Source organism: Sphingobacterium sp. KH_072 (assembly GCF_057837975.1).
On record NZ_CM174457.1, the window covers coordinates 2,444,383 to 2,460,695 of the forward strand.

The 16,313-nt window shown below is 40.5% G+C and carries 14 protein-coding genes; 1 reads left to right on the forward strand and 13 read right to left on the reverse strand.

Annotated features, from left to right (window positions below; all coding sequences use genetic code 11):
• Nucleotides 1-10: 10 nt before the first annotated feature.
• The 6 genes from AC3IRT_RS11165 to AC3IRT_RS11190 all read right to left on the reverse strand — a co-directional run bounded on the left by AC3IRT_RS11165 (nucleotide 11) and on the right by AC3IRT_RS11190 (nucleotide 9,584).
• Nucleotides 11-484 (reverse strand): DUF2271 domain-containing protein, encoded by a 474-nt coding sequence (locus AC3IRT_RS11165; RefSeq protein ID WP_489393332.1) that lies wholly within the window; start codon nucleotides 482-484, stop codon nucleotides 11-13.
• A 16-nt stretch (nucleotides 485-500) separates the two neighbouring features.
• Entirely contained in the window at nucleotides 501-2,018 is a 1,518-nt protein-coding gene (locus AC3IRT_RS11170; RefSeq protein ID WP_489393333.1) for an ankyrin repeat domain-containing protein, read from the reverse strand.
• Between the two features lie 1,454 nt (nucleotides 2,019-3,472).
• A complete protein-coding gene (locus tag AC3IRT_RS11175; RefSeq protein ID WP_489393334.1) occupies nucleotides 3,473-3,652 on the reverse strand; it encodes a hypothetical protein in 180 nt (59 codons plus the stop codon).
• 5 nt (nucleotides 3,653-3,657) lie between these two features.
• On the reverse strand, nucleotides 3,658-4,506 hold the full coding sequence (locus AC3IRT_RS11180; RefSeq protein ID WP_489393335.1) for a metallophosphoesterase family protein: 849 nt from the start codon (nucleotides 4,504-4,506) through the stop codon (nucleotides 3,658-3,660).
• Nucleotides 4,500-6,296: a RagB/SusD family nutrient uptake outer membrane protein gene (locus tag AC3IRT_RS11185; protein ID WP_489393336.1), complete on the reverse strand. Its 1,797-nt coding sequence runs from the start codon at nucleotides 6,294-6,296 to the stop codon at nucleotides 4,500-4,502. The genes AC3IRT_RS11180 and AC3IRT_RS11185 overlap by 7 nt, the downstream gene beginning before the upstream one ends.
• Before the next feature lie 12 nt (nucleotides 6,297-6,308).
• Entirely contained in the window at nucleotides 6,309-9,584 is a 3,276-nt protein-coding gene (locus AC3IRT_RS11190) for a SusC/RagA family TonB-linked outer membrane protein (RefSeq protein ID WP_489393337.1), read from the reverse strand.
• Between the two features lie 184 nt (nucleotides 9,585-9,768).
• Here AC3IRT_RS11190 and AC3IRT_RS11195 point away from each other — a divergent pair, with 184 nt between their 5' ends.
• The gene (locus tag AC3IRT_RS11195) at nucleotides 9,769-10,365 is read left to right on the forward strand and encodes a TetR family transcriptional regulator (protein ID WP_489393338.1); all 597 of its coding nucleotides are present in this window, start codon (nucleotides 9,769-9,771) and stop codon (nucleotides 10,363-10,365) included.
• Here the strand turns inward: AC3IRT_RS11195 and AC3IRT_RS11200 are convergent.
• The 7 genes from AC3IRT_RS11200 to AC3IRT_RS11230 form a co-directional block, all read right to left on the reverse strand.
• Complete coding sequence (locus tag AC3IRT_RS11200) at nucleotides 10,358-10,636, reverse strand: CBU_0592 family membrane protein (protein WP_489393339.1); 279 nt, start codon at nucleotides 10,634-10,636, stop codon at nucleotides 10,358-10,360. The genes AC3IRT_RS11195 and AC3IRT_RS11200 overlap by 8 nt on opposite strands.
• Before the next feature lie 129 nt (nucleotides 10,637-10,765).
• Entirely contained in the window at nucleotides 10,766-11,434 is a 669-nt protein-coding gene (locus tag AC3IRT_RS11205; protein WP_489393340.1) for a DUF6624 domain-containing protein, read from the reverse strand.
• A 232-nt stretch (nucleotides 11,435-11,666) separates the two neighbouring features.
• Complete coding sequence (locus tag AC3IRT_RS11210) at nucleotides 11,667-12,179, reverse strand: hypothetical protein (protein ID WP_489393341.1); 513 nt, start codon at nucleotides 12,177-12,179, stop codon at nucleotides 11,667-11,669.
• Nucleotides 12,180-13,453: 1,274 nt separating this feature from the next.
• On the reverse strand, nucleotides 13,454-14,605 hold the full coding sequence (locus AC3IRT_RS11215) for an iron-containing alcohol dehydrogenase (RefSeq protein ID WP_489393342.1): 1,152 nt from the start codon (nucleotides 14,603-14,605) through the stop codon (nucleotides 13,454-13,456).
• A 69-nt stretch (nucleotides 14,606-14,674) separates the two neighbouring features.
• Nucleotides 14,675-15,550, reverse strand: a complete 876-nt coding sequence (locus tag AC3IRT_RS11220; protein ID WP_489393343.1) for an AraC family transcriptional regulator — start codon at nucleotides 15,548-15,550, stop codon at nucleotides 14,675-14,677.
• A 147-nt stretch (nucleotides 15,551-15,697) separates the two neighbouring features.
• Entirely contained in the window at nucleotides 15,698-16,090 is a 393-nt protein-coding gene (locus AC3IRT_RS11225) for a type II toxin-antitoxin system HicB family antitoxin (RefSeq protein ID WP_489393344.1), read from the reverse strand.
• Nucleotides 16,075-16,302: a type II toxin-antitoxin system HicA family toxin gene (locus AC3IRT_RS11230; RefSeq protein WP_489393345.1), complete on the reverse strand. Its 228-nt coding sequence runs from the start codon at nucleotides 16,300-16,302 to the stop codon at nucleotides 16,075-16,077. Before AC3IRT_RS11230 ends, AC3IRT_RS11225 begins: the two co-directional genes overlap by 16 nt.
• Between the last annotated feature and the right edge of the window lie 11 nt (nucleotides 16,303-16,313).

Genomic DNA, 16,313 nt, shown 5'->3' on the forward strand with positions numbered 1-16,313 from the left:
TGTGGGTAATCTATTGGGCTTTCGTCAGTTTTACAAATCGAATGTACCCTTTTCCGTTGGTGCGTACTGTGATGCCGTCTGTTGTCAGAGCGACTTCCGCATCGGTCGTATGGTATTTCTGTTCTTCTACCGCCGACTCGAAACGTAGCTTATAGCCTTTGTTCAATTTATCGTTATCAATTTCCAATACTTTGATAGCGCGATCACCACCACCTACCGAAGCGCCTGTTACAGCGTGCAGCTTTTCCTTAGTTTTATTTTGGAATTTGTACCATTCTTTCAAGGTATTGTACCATTGTTTGTCTGGCCCTAATACCGACAAGGTTTTTTCGTAACCGCCTTGCGGGTTTATCAGAGAGATGATCACGTAGGCTGCTTCGCCCTCGTACGCATTCATCTGAATCATGCATTTATATTTGCTGGACTGTGCAGTAGCGGAAGCGATAAAACTGACACCCAAAGCCAAAGCTAGAAGTGTTTTCATAACTATATTCATTCGTTTATTTTAAGAAATCTGTAGAAACTTGGTTGTTAGACAAAAAATCATTTTCTTGTGCTAAATCGTAGGCCGTCTCGTCAAATTCAGTTTTCAACGATTTATCTGCTCCTAATGCGACCAATGCTTTCAACATCTTGTCATCTTTGGCGATCAGGGCAGCTTTGTGCAATGCCGTTACACCTTCCTTATCTTGTGCGTTGATATCGGCATCCAATTTAGCAGCCTGCTGCACTAAGGCTAAATTTTCTTTTGCTACTGCTAAGTGAAAAAGTGAGCTACCATCCGATTGCGGCGCTGCTACATTCACTCCTTTGCTTTGAAGCAAGGCTAATTTTTCTTCGAAAGGACTAACTCCTACGGGCGTTGCGCCTTCGCGATTGGCACTGCGCTCTGCACCACCACGGTAAGAATTGAACCAGTAATAGGCAAGATTATATCCGTCTTTGTTTAATAAAGCTACATCAGCACCTTTACCTAGCAATTGCTTCACGATTTCTGGTGAGCCATTGCTAATAGCTAATGTCAATGCCGACTCACCTTTTTCATTCGTCGCGTTTACGTCGCTGCCAGCGCTTAATAATGCTTCTACCGTAGCTGCATTCTGTCCAGCAGCGGCTAACATCAATGCGGTTGTACCATCGTTATTGGCTTTGGTAACCGAAACGCCTTTGCCTAGGAAGTAATTGATGATTTCCATATTACCTCCGCGTACGATGCCATGCAGTACAGTACTGCCGTCGTGACTAATGGCTTGCGGATTTAGTCCTTTGGTTTCTACCAAGAATTGGTAAGTAGCCAAACCGTTGGATTCGCCACGACGAACCCCCTGGGTAGCAAAGAATAAAGCATTATCCGTTAAATCAGATCCACTTTGAATGAGTTTTTCAATTAAATCGGTCTTTCCAGATTTGGTTGCATAATCTGCTACGGTACGTCCGTGCGCATCTCTATCTTTAACAGAAAGGCCTTTGGATTCGAAATATTTCACCAAAACAAGATCATTATCACTCGGCGCGGCCAACATCATGAGAGTTGCTCCATCTGTATAGATTTTCTTGGGATCGACGCCTTTAGCAAACAGCGCATCATAAATAGCGGTATTGGTATTGCCACCACCTGCTGCATAGGCTGCGATTGGCACACCGTAGCTGTCTGCATAATTTACGTCAGCTCCTTTTTGCAATAAATAATCAACCACTTCCTTATTACCATTTGCCGCAGCCCAATGTAGGTAATGGCGACTATGGTGTGTTTTCTTATCAACTGGATTACCTTCTTGCTCTAATAAATAGAAGATAATATCATTAGATGCGCCGCTGTTAATGGCCATCGTGGTCACATCAAAAGAAGCTGCATTAGACTCAGACGGACTATTTCCTGCTGCCGTTAAGGTCTTCACCTCAGTTAGATCGGGGTTCTTACCCCAAAAATCACGGTTCAAAAAAATATTCTGGCTTTGCGCCGAGGCTACACCCGTACCTAGACCAAAGAGTAGTAGGGCTAATTGATAAGTCTTCATATATAATTTGTCTTTATTTATTATAAGTCTAAATAAAAACCAAACATAACCAAATTATTAATATAAATATGTTGAAACAGTGATTTTTTTACGTTATGATCGAAAGAAATCTACAATTGAGGTGGTATCTTATTGATGGATAGCTTCCATAAACATGGTTATATTTCACCTTAGTAAAGCGGCATTTAGCGGTTACTGTTTAATTAAATATGGTTATCCCTACGAAAATTCTATAATTTTCTGTTGTGAACCTATTCGGACCATAAGCATCAAAGTTAACTCCTAAACCAAACCGGAAATCTTTGTGCGTAAGACCTGCTCTCAAAATAAGGTAGCTTCTCTCATGATCTCCGCCCCTCGATTCTACAACATATAATGCCTGCACTATAAGTATATAAGGACCATGATGGTGAAAGCTCTGGCTTGTATTCTGTCATAGAAAAAATTTCCCCATTACTATTACGGACTACGTCAATCCGAGATACTGTTGTGAAGAAGTAGGATTTGCTATTATAAGAATACATCAAGGCAGTCGAAGGACGCAATCCGGTGAATGGTGTGTGATGAAATCCTGTTAGTAATTTAAACCTTTTAGGAAACTAATAAGTAGCGTGGATTTGATTCATCAGCTTCATCGAATTCTCCTCACCCCATCTCGAAGCCACATCGGTGGCGCTAAAAACACCAACTTCTGTTATGGATCGTAGTGATTTATTTAGATTTACCTGAGCGGCAAATCTATACGTACCGAATAAGGTTTCTACGATAATCGGTGGGTTGACAACCTGCTGCTGTTGATCTGTGCATACATAAACGGAATAGAAAGTAATAATAGCACCCCAAAAATTAATGTAAATTTTCTCATACCCACAGCTATTTATTGATACCTCTGAGATAAAAATTTTGCCGACCGGCAGTGTTACACTTAATTTCAGACAGAAATAGAATTAATAAAGAAATATTTAATTTGTTAAACTATAAATATACCACCTTTAGATTAATAACAAATTGTTCATAAGCATTTAAAAGATAAACCAATATCTATTTGTCATATTTGCACTACACACTTTTTTTGTTGCTAACAATCTGATTATAAAAGGACTATACACTTTTAATAATGCAACTCTTTCCAAAACGACAAGTGAACATGGTCAAATTGCCGAGATACTAACTTGTTATCGAGCTAACGACCTTCACAAAACAAAAGGAAGGACTTTTACAAATCCTTCCTTTTGTTTGTCACGACATGATTGATTCTATTTCTCTAACCCAATAATTGAGGATATTATGCTTGCCCGCCAGCACTACTTTGAGCAATGCCCTACCTTGCAGACTCGTTGGTAGATCGATAGCCGCTTTACTATCCTACACTTCATACTCACCTAAATCAACGTATTTGTCCGCTTTTTCTGCACTATGGCTTTTGAAATCATTGGTTACAGCTGCTTTAATCTTTACTTTTCCCGGTATTTGTCATCTCCTCCTTCTGCGCTGATCGCGTCGATATTTGGTGTATTCACACGCTCGATCACAATGATCGCTTTCTTAGTTCGCTCGTTCTGTTGAGAATAAGCAAGATTGGCGAAGATCTGAAAAGCAATTAGTAAGCAATATCTGCATATATGGACTTTCATAAGCATTACAATTTGAAGGTATCCTTATACTGCCAAGTCACTTTACCATCTTTCATTTCCAAGATCAAGTAACCTGGTTTTGTTCCGAAAAATGGACCATGCCACCAATTACCCGAAACCGCACCTGCCGTGATGTAATCCACATCTCTCACCTTTATTTCTTCGTAAAGATGCATGTGGCCTTGCAACACCAGCTGTAGATTGTAGCCTGCGAACATATCCATGATTTCCTTTTGGTTGGAGAATGTATCCGTAGCGGTGTATCTTCCCTCTAAAACTGGGTAATAAACCGATAGAAACGGCACATGAGTGACTACTACGATCGGCATACTTTTCGGTGTACTTTGAAGTACTTTAGATAGCCATTCTTTGTGCATAGTAGGAATCACATAACCGCTGCTATCCGTATACACTGAGTTTAAGATAATGAATTTCGCACCTTGGTGTTCAAAAGATTGATAGGTATCGCCAAACGCCTCTTCAAAAAGTTGAAAATCATTCGTACCGTTGCGCATCTTACCGGGCAAACGGTCATGATTGCCGATGGCCATGTAATAGGGTTTAGTAGTCGCAGTAAGCATCTGTTTTAGCTTTGCATAGCGTGATCTTACAGCAGGAAGTTTTTCAGCAGATTGATTATCCACGTCAACATTATCACCGCCACCTAATACGAATTCCACGTCGTTTGGCAACGTATGCAACAATTTTTGCACCTCTGCCAAGGTAGAATCGCTGTGTACATGCAAGTCTGTAATAAAGGCAAACTTGAAGTTTTGTGCATTTGTTGCCGTCGAATAGGTCATACCTGCTAGCAACGCTAGCAAGCAGACACTCCATTTAGTTAATTTTACCATCCAAATATCTGTTTTAAATTGTTGTTCAAATTAACCTGATCTTGTGGGATCGGTCTGTAATAATACTTCGGCGCTTCGAAGGTAGGCGCTCGCTCTACTGTCTGTACGAAACCTTTCGTTCCTTCTGATAAGTACACGCCTACATCTTGTCCGTAAGATCCTACACGATAATACTGCATAATAACACCCAAACTGTTGCGCTCTCTCTCCGCCGGAATAGACTCGCTAGCTGGCAATAGAATAATATCAGGGATTCCATCGTCCGTCACGTCATGTCGTCCCAATCCAGAAAAGTAGATTCCTTCGGGCATTTTCGATAATAAAGAACCTGCATTCCAACGCATAATATCGTTCAGTCGGTATCCTTCTAATGCTAGCTCGACGCGGCGCTCTCTCCTAATTTCCAGAAGCAATGCTTTTTGGCTGCTCGTAATCGCAGGATATTGGCTGGCCAATCGTGCATCTTCTACTTGCGACATGCGCATCTGTGGCATCGCGACCCGATTGCGCAAAGGATTGATCGACAGATCTAAATCGTCTTGCGTTAAGATACCCAATTCTGCTTTTGCTTCGGCATAATTTAATAGTACTTCTGCATACCGATAGATAGGCACATCCGTACCATAGCGCAACTGCTGATCTGTCGTATTCATAAAGCCCTTGATCTGGTGGTATCCAGAAAAGTTTTTAGCCAATTGCTGCACATAAATTCCCACTCCTTGCGTATAGGTACTATTATAGATCAATTCCCAACCGGGGAATGCATAGGTTTGCGACAATCTCGGATCTCTATTTTGAAATTCTTGCACGAAAGAAAACTGTTGATATCCTGTTTGACTGGTGTAAAAAGAACCATCTTTCATCAGGTAACTTTGCATCAAGTCGCGGAGTGGGTAGTATTCGTAATTACCAAACATGCCTGGCCAGTCACTTGCATTCAAGACATTGTTGGCATAGAAACGGCCCATAATCACTTCCCGATTGCCTTCCAAACTTTGATTGAAGAATAAATCTCCATAGTCACTATCCGGGTTTCCGGTGGAATAAATAGCAAATTTGCCGCTTTTTATAATCTCCTCATTCAACTGATGCGATTTGGTTAAAAATGCATCTGCGGTGTTAGTCAGGTTCAGTTCATTATGGTATTTGCGGAATGTCCCTTCGTACAGTGTGAAGCGTCCGAATTCTTGCAACACCACCCATTTGCCGACTTGTCCCGCTTTTGCATTGTCCAATACGTGATCTGCCGCGAACTGAAAGTCTTCCATCATCTTTTCTACCGTGCCTGCCCGTGTTCCTCGATCGGCCGTGAGGATCTCTTCATCATTCGTATTCACGACTTGATCTATCCAAGGCACATCAGAGAAACGTTGTACTTTTGCCACATAAAAACGTGCGCGAAAATACCGTGCTAATCCTTCATAATGTGCTAATAATTCCTCGCTCACCTGAGCCGAGCGGAAGTTTTCGAGAAAGAAGTTAACCTTCCGCAATTGATCCCAATCCCAGCCCGTGGTCATGTTGGCCGCATTCACATTGCCCAACAAAATGTTTTTCATTTCGTTGTTACCGGTAGTTCCCGCATTATCCGTTCCGGCATCGGCCTCATAGATTCCCGAACTCGAAAAATTGTATAGGTTCTGTATGTATATTTCTAAATCTGTCTGCGATTTAAAAAAGTTTTCCTTAGTAATCTGTGTTTCTGGAAGCAGATCCAGATAGCTATCATTACATGACGACAAGGTCAATAATGCGCATGCTATGGTGAATATATTAAAATGTTTTCTCATTGCTCGTATGTGTTAAAAAGTCAATTGTACTCCTGCCGAAAAGCTACGCTGAAATGGATAGGTCAGACCATTTCCTTCACGACCTGGACTGGCCACAGGATCTGTATTGATGTTTGCATTAATAGTCTCTGGGTCAAAGTATCTTTTTAATGCCGACCATTCGGTCAAGTTCTCGGCACTAAAGTACACGCGCAGTTGCTTGATATATGCTTTCGAAAGGACGCGTTCCGGCAGTGTATATCCTACCGTTAAGTTTTTGAAGCGCACGTACGCCGCATTGAGCAGGTAGTTTGTTTGTGGCAAGGCCGTTCCTAGCGCTTGGTCTACACGCGTTCCTAAGTTTCGATCTGCCAGCCAAGATTGTAGCACAGGGAATCTAGCATCCAAGTTTTGGTCTGCCAATCCAAGATCTAAGTACGATTGAGAGTGTTTTGCCCGATCCACATCAGAATCATTGTTTGGTCTGTAGAAATCTAGCAAATGCCCATAGATACTGCCGTAAGGTTGCTGATAAACGCCCCAATACAAATAATCAAGAGGATAATAATCTCTTTTAGCAACTCCTTGGAAGAAAGCACGGATATCAAAACCTTTCCAATTCGCATTTAGATCCAAGCCAAACTGATAGCGTGGTGTACTATTTCCAATGACTTTTAGATCTTTGGTATCACCTAACGTGTATCCTTTTTCGATCACACCATTATTATCTTGATCTACAAACATGGGCCAACCCGGTACGATGCTCAACGCTCCCCATGGAATAAGGGAAGTCTGGTCTAGATTAGCGATTTGTTCTTCATTTTGAAAGAAACCATTACTTTCCAAACCCCAGATTTCGCCCATTTTCATTCCTTTGTAATAATCTAAAATGGAATTGTTACGATTGGCAAATCGCGTGATTTCTGAATAAGAATCGGATAATAAGAAACGCGCATTGAAGTTCATGTTATCACCAGCCAATTGGAAATTATCTTGGTAATTGATGCTCAACTCCCAACCGTTGGTCTTTAGATCTGCCGCATTTTCACGTGGTGAGGCTGCGCCCAACACGCCTGGCAAAGTAGCTCCAGCGGTCAACATGCCCAATGTGCGGCGAGAATAATAATCAAATGATGCCGAAAACATATTATTATAGACGGCGATATCCAAGCCACCATTGATGGTATTGACTTTCTCCCACGTATAATTAGGTGATACTAACGCCGGCGTGCTGATCAATGGCGGCCTTTGTCCGTCAATCAGATATCCGCTACGCGTAACCTCCATCGAAGGAATATAACCAAAGTTAGACACGGCTTGATTACCTAGCGCGCCATAGGAACCACGGATTTTCAACAAATTAATCTGCTCCACATCGCGTAAGAAGTTTTCACGATCTAAACGCCAAGCGGCAGATCCGGATGGGAAGAAACCAAAACGCTTATCTTTTGGAAAACGAGATGTACCGTCATAGCGGCCATTCAGTTCTATGATATACTTGTCATCATAGGTATAATTGAGACGGTAAAAAGCACCGCGTAACGCGTATTTATCAATTGCTTCTCCAAAAGTAGCTTCTCCTGTCGCAAGCGCAGGTGTTGGGAAATTACTGGAGATCAACTCCGTCATCTGTCCGTTGAATAGTTCGGATCTAAAGTCTTCTTGGTTGAATCCTAAGATAGCAGATACGTTATGTCGGCTGAATTGCTGATTGTACGAGGCGAAGATATTGTAGACATTATAATAGGAAAAACCACCGGATCTAGCAGCACTACTCGTTCCCTCGGTACGCAAGTCGTTCGGACCGAAGCCAATTTCATATGGTGTGACGAAACGATTGTAATTTCTAGTATTGCGCTGGAAGGTATAGTCTGCATTCAACTTCAAGATATTTTTAACAATATCGAGTTGCGCATTGAAGGTAGATTGTACATCCTGTCTTTTATCAGATGTCTGCCCACCATTGACGAGTTGCGCACTAACACGACCGGCTGTTGAATTTGCCCAAGTGCCATCGGGGTTGATATCATAACTTGTAGGAAAAGCGGTGTAGATATCAAACATGCTGATCTGCGAAGGCGTGATACGTTTGGTATTTCCGATAATCGTATTATTACCAATCTGTAGAAATGACGTCGCTTGATAATTCGTTTTAGCTCTGATCGTGTAGCGATCAAAATAATCATCTGCTAAGGTGATTGGCGAGTTCTGCCTATTGTACCCAGCACTTAGATAGTATTGCACTTTATCGCTAGCACCTGAAATAGACATATCATGGTTTTGTGTGAAATTCCAATCCGACAAGAAGTGTCTCGTCCAATCTTTGTTACCCATATATTCCCATTCTGCGGGTTGGGTTGGATTGAGGCGTACACCCGGTATCGATGGGTCGTTCGACCGTTCTCTAGCATATTGATAAAATTGATCCGTGTATTGTACATTGTTCCAAGGTGTATTGTCTGTCGAGGTCTGCAGCACACGGGAGAATATATAAGGATCAATCACTTTATCAGGAATTACGGTTGGCGTATTCCACGTGAAGTTGTTGTTGTAGCTTATTTTTATGCCATCTTTACCTGATTTGGTCGTCACCAATATTACACCAAAAGCGGCTCTTGCACCATAAATAGCGCCGGCGGAAGCATCTTTAATCACGGAAAAGGATTCAATGTCTTGCGGTGAAATTCTGTTCAGCTCTGCGGAAGACATTGGTACGTTATCCACGAGAATAAGTGGATCGCCACCATTCACCGAAGTAATTCCACGAATATTGATATTGGCAGCTTCACCCGGAGCACCAGAATTAAATCTGATATTAAGATTGGGCACCATGCCCTGCAAACCTTGTGCGATATTCGATATTGGTCTACTTTCCAACACTTTTGCACTGATATGATCTACCGCTCCAGAAAGGTTAACCTTACGTTGTGAACCATATCCTACCACGACAACTTCGTCAAGACTGCCATCTGTGGGTACAAGAATCACATCGATGGAATCTCTTCCTTCAAACGGAATCTCTACCGTCTCATAACCGATCAAAGAGAATACAATCGCAGCACTTGCTGGCGATTTATCGATGCGATAATCACCATTTGCATTGGTCGTAGTTCCTAATCGGGTATCTTTTAATGACACGGTCACGCTTGGGAGTGCTTCTCCCCTCGTGTTCGTAACTTTTCCAGTTACGGTGTTGGTCGTTTGCGCAGTAGCATGGCTTATACTACTTAGTAAAAACAGCATCATTAAGGCACACAGTGCGAACACATGCTGATGTCTTTGAGGAAATCGTCGAGGGGCGAATTTCATGAATTTTAGAGTTAATAGATTGAATGAATGTTTGATTAATTGCAAAAGTATAGTCACAACATAAATTTTTGCTTAATAGCACGTTATCGAACTGTTAAATCTTAATCTATTTGAATACAGTAAAGGAAATATGAAATAAATATTGAGACCAATTAGTTATTTTCGCGACATTGTACAACTATACATGGGAAGAAAAAGTATAAAAGAAGCACGACAATTGGAGATTGTCAAAGTGTTTTATCGAGTAGCTAAAAAGGAAGGATTAGAAAATTCTTCCATCGCGAAAATCGCCAAGGTCATGGATATAAATCCGAGCCTTATTATCCATTATTTTAAAACGAAGGAAGAGCTAACGCTGGCTTTGATCGACTTTATTTTACAGAAATATCTGATGATGTTTCGATTGGATAAACTGCAAAACAAGGAACCGGTCAATGGACTACGCATGTTGATTGACGATTTGTTTTCACGAAAGTGGCACAAATTATTCGATGACGGTCTTTTCTATAGCTGCTATGCCCTGACCTTTCGTGACCAAGCCGTACGTGGAAAATATAAAACCATTACGAATGCACTGCGTGAAACGCTGGCAAATAGTATTCAAGCCGCAGCGGATTCGGGATTGATTACGATCTCTTCTTCGCGAGTTGCGGCGGATATTATTTTCGCATTGATCGATGGCGCCTATTTTTACCTCAGCGTAGCCGCTACCAAAGCCGATTTTGAGGAGCGCCTTAGCACCTACCGACTAGAGGCATATCGATTGCTACAGCTTACTTAGTTGCTTTTTGATTTCTCTTTAGCATCAAAAACCGGAAGAAACCGAAGAAGGCGATAATGATCCACAGTGCGTTCGCAGCGATATTTGGGATATCATTGAAGTAGATCGCACTTATCGTGAGTCCAGTGCCGCCGATAATGTTCAGCACTTGGTAAAGTAGTTGGTCAGGTGTGATTTTATTACTATTTAGCAATAAAAACGCTGTCGAACAACAAATAAATCCCAGCCAACCGGTTGCTGTGATGAGCAGCTCAGGTGTTATATTAGTCATGTAGATAGATATTGCATATTTTTTTTCGCTGGTGAAATTATGCATTTAATTCCTTTCTCACATGTTAAGAAATTGATATGATTTCAGCCGGAGGGAATGAGGAATGTAATTTTTAGTTCAAAAACAATCCTATTTGATATCCTGCAATCTTACGATCTCCTCAATTTCAGGAAGTTCATTTCTATATTTTTCTACATCCCAACCACTCACATAGTCTTTCATAGGCGGCAATCCCATGGATTTACGATTTACCTCGAGATTATCCATATCTTCAATCGGATAGATGTAGGCTTGGCCAGATTCCTTGTCTCTGAATCCCTGAGATCCATATTTTTGTTTTTTACCCTGTCGCATTGCCACTCTATCTAATAATATGGCTACATTACTCGATAAAATATCGCCTTGCTTTTCTGCTTCTAAAATCATCGGAAGATAGGTTTCTTGTGTTTGCAAGTCGGCATGCTGAATGACCAGAAATAATCCTTGCGCAGCTTGTATCCCGACCAGCGACGGACTTACCCAGCCGTACTTTTCAATGATCTCTTTTACAGCGTGTAAATTTGTCCGATCCGTTTCAGTAAGAATTTGCTGTAGGCTATCCAGATAAACGTCAGGTTTTCCCGTTCTTTTAGCCTCCGCCATTGTCATCCTCACGGATTGGTCTGATTGGTATATAGCTTCTAACGTTTCTTTTAAGGGTTTATCCAATTGCGCTTCATCGATTACAAAGGATGTGACCTGAGCGCTTGCCGTCAACTGTGTTAGGCATAATGCAACAAGAATAACAGCGATTTTCATAGATATTAATATACAACTATTTTGATAGATTTATGAGATGGATAATAATGAATTTCAGTGATTTAATTTATCAGTAGAAGAACAGCATCTACTTGTTAAAGCAGATGCTTTGAAAAATATTCAGGAAGAGGATTTAATCTGTGAGGCGGTGGTATGTAAAATCCCCTCGGATGGAGGGGATCTTGTTAGGTGTTGAATCTCTATAAGCAATAGTTAATCATTTTTTTAAACGTCAATGTGACTTTAAAAAAACGTCATTTGCAAGTGTTGGATTCACTAATGCGTTAAGATATTCCTCGATTTGCTTTTTCATTCTGCTATCGTCAAGGATGATTCCCATAGTTGTCGACTCTTTATTAAGCCGTTCCACATCTTTCATATAGAAGTTAAAAATGGCGGGAGATATACCAACTTCCTTTGCGGATGTTTTTATTGGAATCATTTGTCCGTTTTCAATTTTGATGTTTTTGTAGAACCTATATAATACCGCTCGGAATTTTCCAAAAAAAGGACCATCTATATCTTCATTATTGTTCAATTTAATTTGAAAACTTTGAAGCTCTTCAAGAGTGATGTCCACCTCATCCCGATTAGTTATCAACTTTCTAGCTATCACTATACTTTCTGGATTCTCTAAAAGTTGTCTTTCATTAGGCATAGTGCTTTCTTCAATGGTTTTTTGACAAGAAACGGTTAGTAATGCCAATATAGCTGTACCGCTTATGATTTTTTTTAAATTCGTCATTTAAGTAAGATTAAAGTCTTGTAGTATATGAAAAACTAACAGATGCTGTGCTAGAAGCGGTTGAGCCCGTGTAGCTATATCTAGGGTTAGTGGCCAATATTCCGTCTACATATGTGGCAACTTGGCCAGGAAGCATTAGCCCTTGGTAAATATTACGACCAAATCTATTTTCTGTCCAGATTAGAGAAACTCCAAGTACATTGGTATTTCGCGCGGTAGCATCTACCCGTTGCCCTCCACCAAACACCATGTCAATAGATGATCTTGGCGGGTTAACTAACGAAAAATTAAAAGTTTGTGGATTGCCCTACTGGGCTTATGCAGAATTAAACTGGTAGTTCGTAATCCCGGCGGGATTATGCTTAAAGTCCATAAACCAAACGGCAATGAATGTAACACTACATATGACTGCTACAAACAATTTTTTAGTGATCTTTTTTATTTTACTGTAAGTTAAATTTTCGAATTAAATAATATTTGTTATTCTTAAATGATTTTACGACTAAAAACAGAAGAAGCAGGCGTAGATTAATTAGTTGTTTAACTAAATAAATTTAAATAAAGATATCTTTAAATAATAAATTATTTCTTGAAATTATATTAAGAGTCAATATTCTGGATTTTTAAAACGTTTTACTATAAGTTTTTATGGTGTTTTTATTTTTTCATTGTAACAAGAAAATAGATGGATAATCGAATTACATTTTTTTTGATAGGCACATACCCATACTGGATCTAAATCTGATATGTTCTATTACGCCGGTAAACGCGTTACAGTCTATATCAAATAATGGAAAAGGAGCTGTCTTGGGGGCAAAGCATTGCCAAGAAGGAAATCAGGAATTATTTCATCAGGTCATGTTTGACTGGCTGGATAACACATTCAACTATTATCCAGCATAACTAAACAATTTACTAAGATTTTTTAAGACATAGGCACTCATAGTCGTCCATACCTTGCCACATGCTTCACCCAAGTCTCGCCTTATATTCGCCTTTAACTCACCTTACCAGATACAGTTTCAATACAGTTCTAATACAGTACTGATACATAAAATGACTATGTGAGTTATACTACCAATACACTAACAATACGGAAAAGGTGAAGGAATGCCGAATCAATGGGCGAGTAATACCCTATAAACGCTTTGACATCCGACCGGGAAGAATACAGTAGACGGTAGCAGAAAGAGAGAGACATTAAACATAAGCAGCATGCATTTTTGAATAAATGCATGCCGCTTAAAATGACGTCAAAAGCCGAGAGCACAGAATTAACCTTCGTATACAACGCCTTCGTAGCAGGCATTGTAAATATCTTTTAAGTCTTGCAATACGGGAACACGTGGATTAAAACCGGTACACGGATCTACCAGCGCATTTTGTGTGATGTAATCAATATTTTTCTCCCAATCTTCCTTCGAGATGCCAAACTCCTTGATAGAAGAGATATTCTTGACATCAGCGCGTAGGCCTTCAATAGCTTGAGCCAATTCTTCAGCAGTTTCTTTACCAATCACTTTCGCTAAGTCTGGAAAACGTTTGGAAACTTTTGCATTGAAACGGATGACATTCGGCAAGAAAATCGCGTTGGCGGCACCATGTGGAATACCGTACAAAGCACCTACTTGATGTGAGAGCGAGTGCACAATACCCAACCAAGCATTATTGAATGCTAAACCTGCCATAAACGAAGCGTCGTGCATATTCTGACGTGCGTTGATATTCGTCGGATTAGCAACAGCTTCTTTCAGGTTGTTAAAGACGATCTCTAATCCACCTTTTGCTAATACGTCAGCATAATTGTCGTCGATATTGGATACGTATGCTTCTACACAGTGTGTCAAGGCATCCAAACCGGTGTTGGCCGTAATGTGAGCAGGCATCGAAGCACATACTTCGCCGTCTACGATCGCGATGTCAGGCGTCAATTCATAAGACACGATCGGGTATTTAACGCCTTTCTCTCGATCAGTGATTACTGCCAAACCTGTTGTTTCTGTACCCGTACCGCTTGTGGAAGGAATAGCCACAAATTTCGCTTTATTTCTTAAAACTGGAACGTTGAATGGCTTCAATAAAGTATCGAAATCCAAATCAGGATATTCGTAAAACACCCACATCATTTTGGCTGCATCAATGGCCGAACAACCGCCCAATCCAATGATCCAATCTGGTTGGAACTCGCGCATTGCGGCAGCACCTTTAAAACTGGTCGCTGATGATGGATCTTCCTCTACACCATCAAATATGAAAGTTTCTAAGCCTGCTTCATTTAGAAAAGCGACCGTTTTATCCAATGTCCCGCTTTTGCGCATGGAATTACCACCGGTTACGATGAATGCTTTTTTACCTTGAAGGTTTTTCAATTCTGCTAAACTTCCAGCACCATGAAACACCTCGCCTGCAATAAATAATTTACTCATTTCTCTATCTTTAGTTTTGATGCCTCAAAGATAGATCAGCTACAGACCTATGATGTTACCCAGACGGGACTATGTGTTATACATTTGCGCCAGTTCCTGTTGTAGCTGCGTGGGCGTCTCGTTGAGCTTGGCTTTTACAAACTTGTTGAAGGCCGCCGGCGAGTTGAATCCTAGATCCAAAGCGATTTCTTTGTGGCTAATGTGTGCAAACATAAATTGCCTTTTGATCTCGGTCAGTATGCGATTGTGTATGGCATTAATCGCCGTTTCTTTGCAATGTTTTTTAGTGATGAGATTGAGTTTTTTCGGTGTGATCGCTAGCCGATCCGCATAATAGCGTACGCTTCGCTCCTCTTTATAGTTTTCGTTGAGCAATCGCTTGAATTCGACATACAGCAGTTGATCTGGCGTTTTCTTGCCCAAAACCGGATGTTGACCGTGCACTGATTCGATCAGCTTGAGCAAAAATATCTTGATGTAAAAACGTGCCTGTTCTTTTCGCACCAAACTTGGATTTTCATAAATACGCTGAATCAACGCTATAAGGTGTACCGCTTCAGCAAAGTCAGCCTTGACTAAAAACACATTGCTCAGCTGCGTAGTCAGGTTGACATTGTATGGGCTCAATTCGTTTTTGAGAATATCTGAACAAAATAACACCTCTTCAAATAAAATGATTTTCCCGGAAAGTGATGTAGAACGGCTTTGCACAAAGTGTACCTGATTGGGAAATATGACGGAAATTTGTCCGCTATGTAGCGTCAATATTCTGTCTTCTATGTGCAGTTTAAGTTCGCCTTCTTCCACCAGAAATAGGCAAAAAAAGTCCTTTTGGTGTGGTTGTAAGTAATCATCCAGCTGTTTGCTATCCAAATCAAATACCCGAAACGATATTTCAGCATCTTCTCTCTTTTGGATTTGCTGTTTTAGTTGTAATCGCTGCATCTCTTTATCTCACTATTTTTGGAGGTGCAAACTTAGGAAATAAGATTTAATTGCTTGCAGCATGGCGTCATCGCGCGGAGGTACGACAACATGAACTTCTTTGGGGTTGAGAAAGTTTATAAGATTGAGAAACAAAACAATTTCATGTTACAGCTCGATAGCTAGCAGTTCTCTACCTAATTGATGTAACCCCTCTTCTATTTTTTTTCTTTGGGCTTCACGTGGCTTCTTAATTCCAGTTGCGTAATGATGCATTTGTTTTTGATTAATGCCTGTAATTTTTTCGAAAGCGACATTGGAAAGAATTCCCTTGTAATTTTCTAACAGAGATTCAATGTCAAAATTGAACTCCAATTTATACTTTTCGTAAGGAAATTTATTTTTACCATCCAAGCTTTTCGCTAGTTCAATACTATCAAACACATTCTCTTTACAGGCTTGAACGCTGTCACCATACCCACTCACATTACTTACATTTGAAGAATGCGCCCAAAATCCATCCACATTTTTTTCAATAATTACTTTTATGATCTTTTCCATAAGTGATATCTCTTTTTAGCCCGATCAGTTATTTTTACAAACCCATCTGTTTTCAGACTTTTTTCAAGCCCATTGGGGAGCTCTTTTGCAGGGTGATTCGGAATTATTACCTGTATATTGTCTTTTTCCCAAACCTCATGTGAACCTTTTCCTTGTCTCAAAAAGCGCCATGCATGGCGTTTAGCTAAGCGTAAAAACTCACTGGTCTTCATTTTTCAAAGAT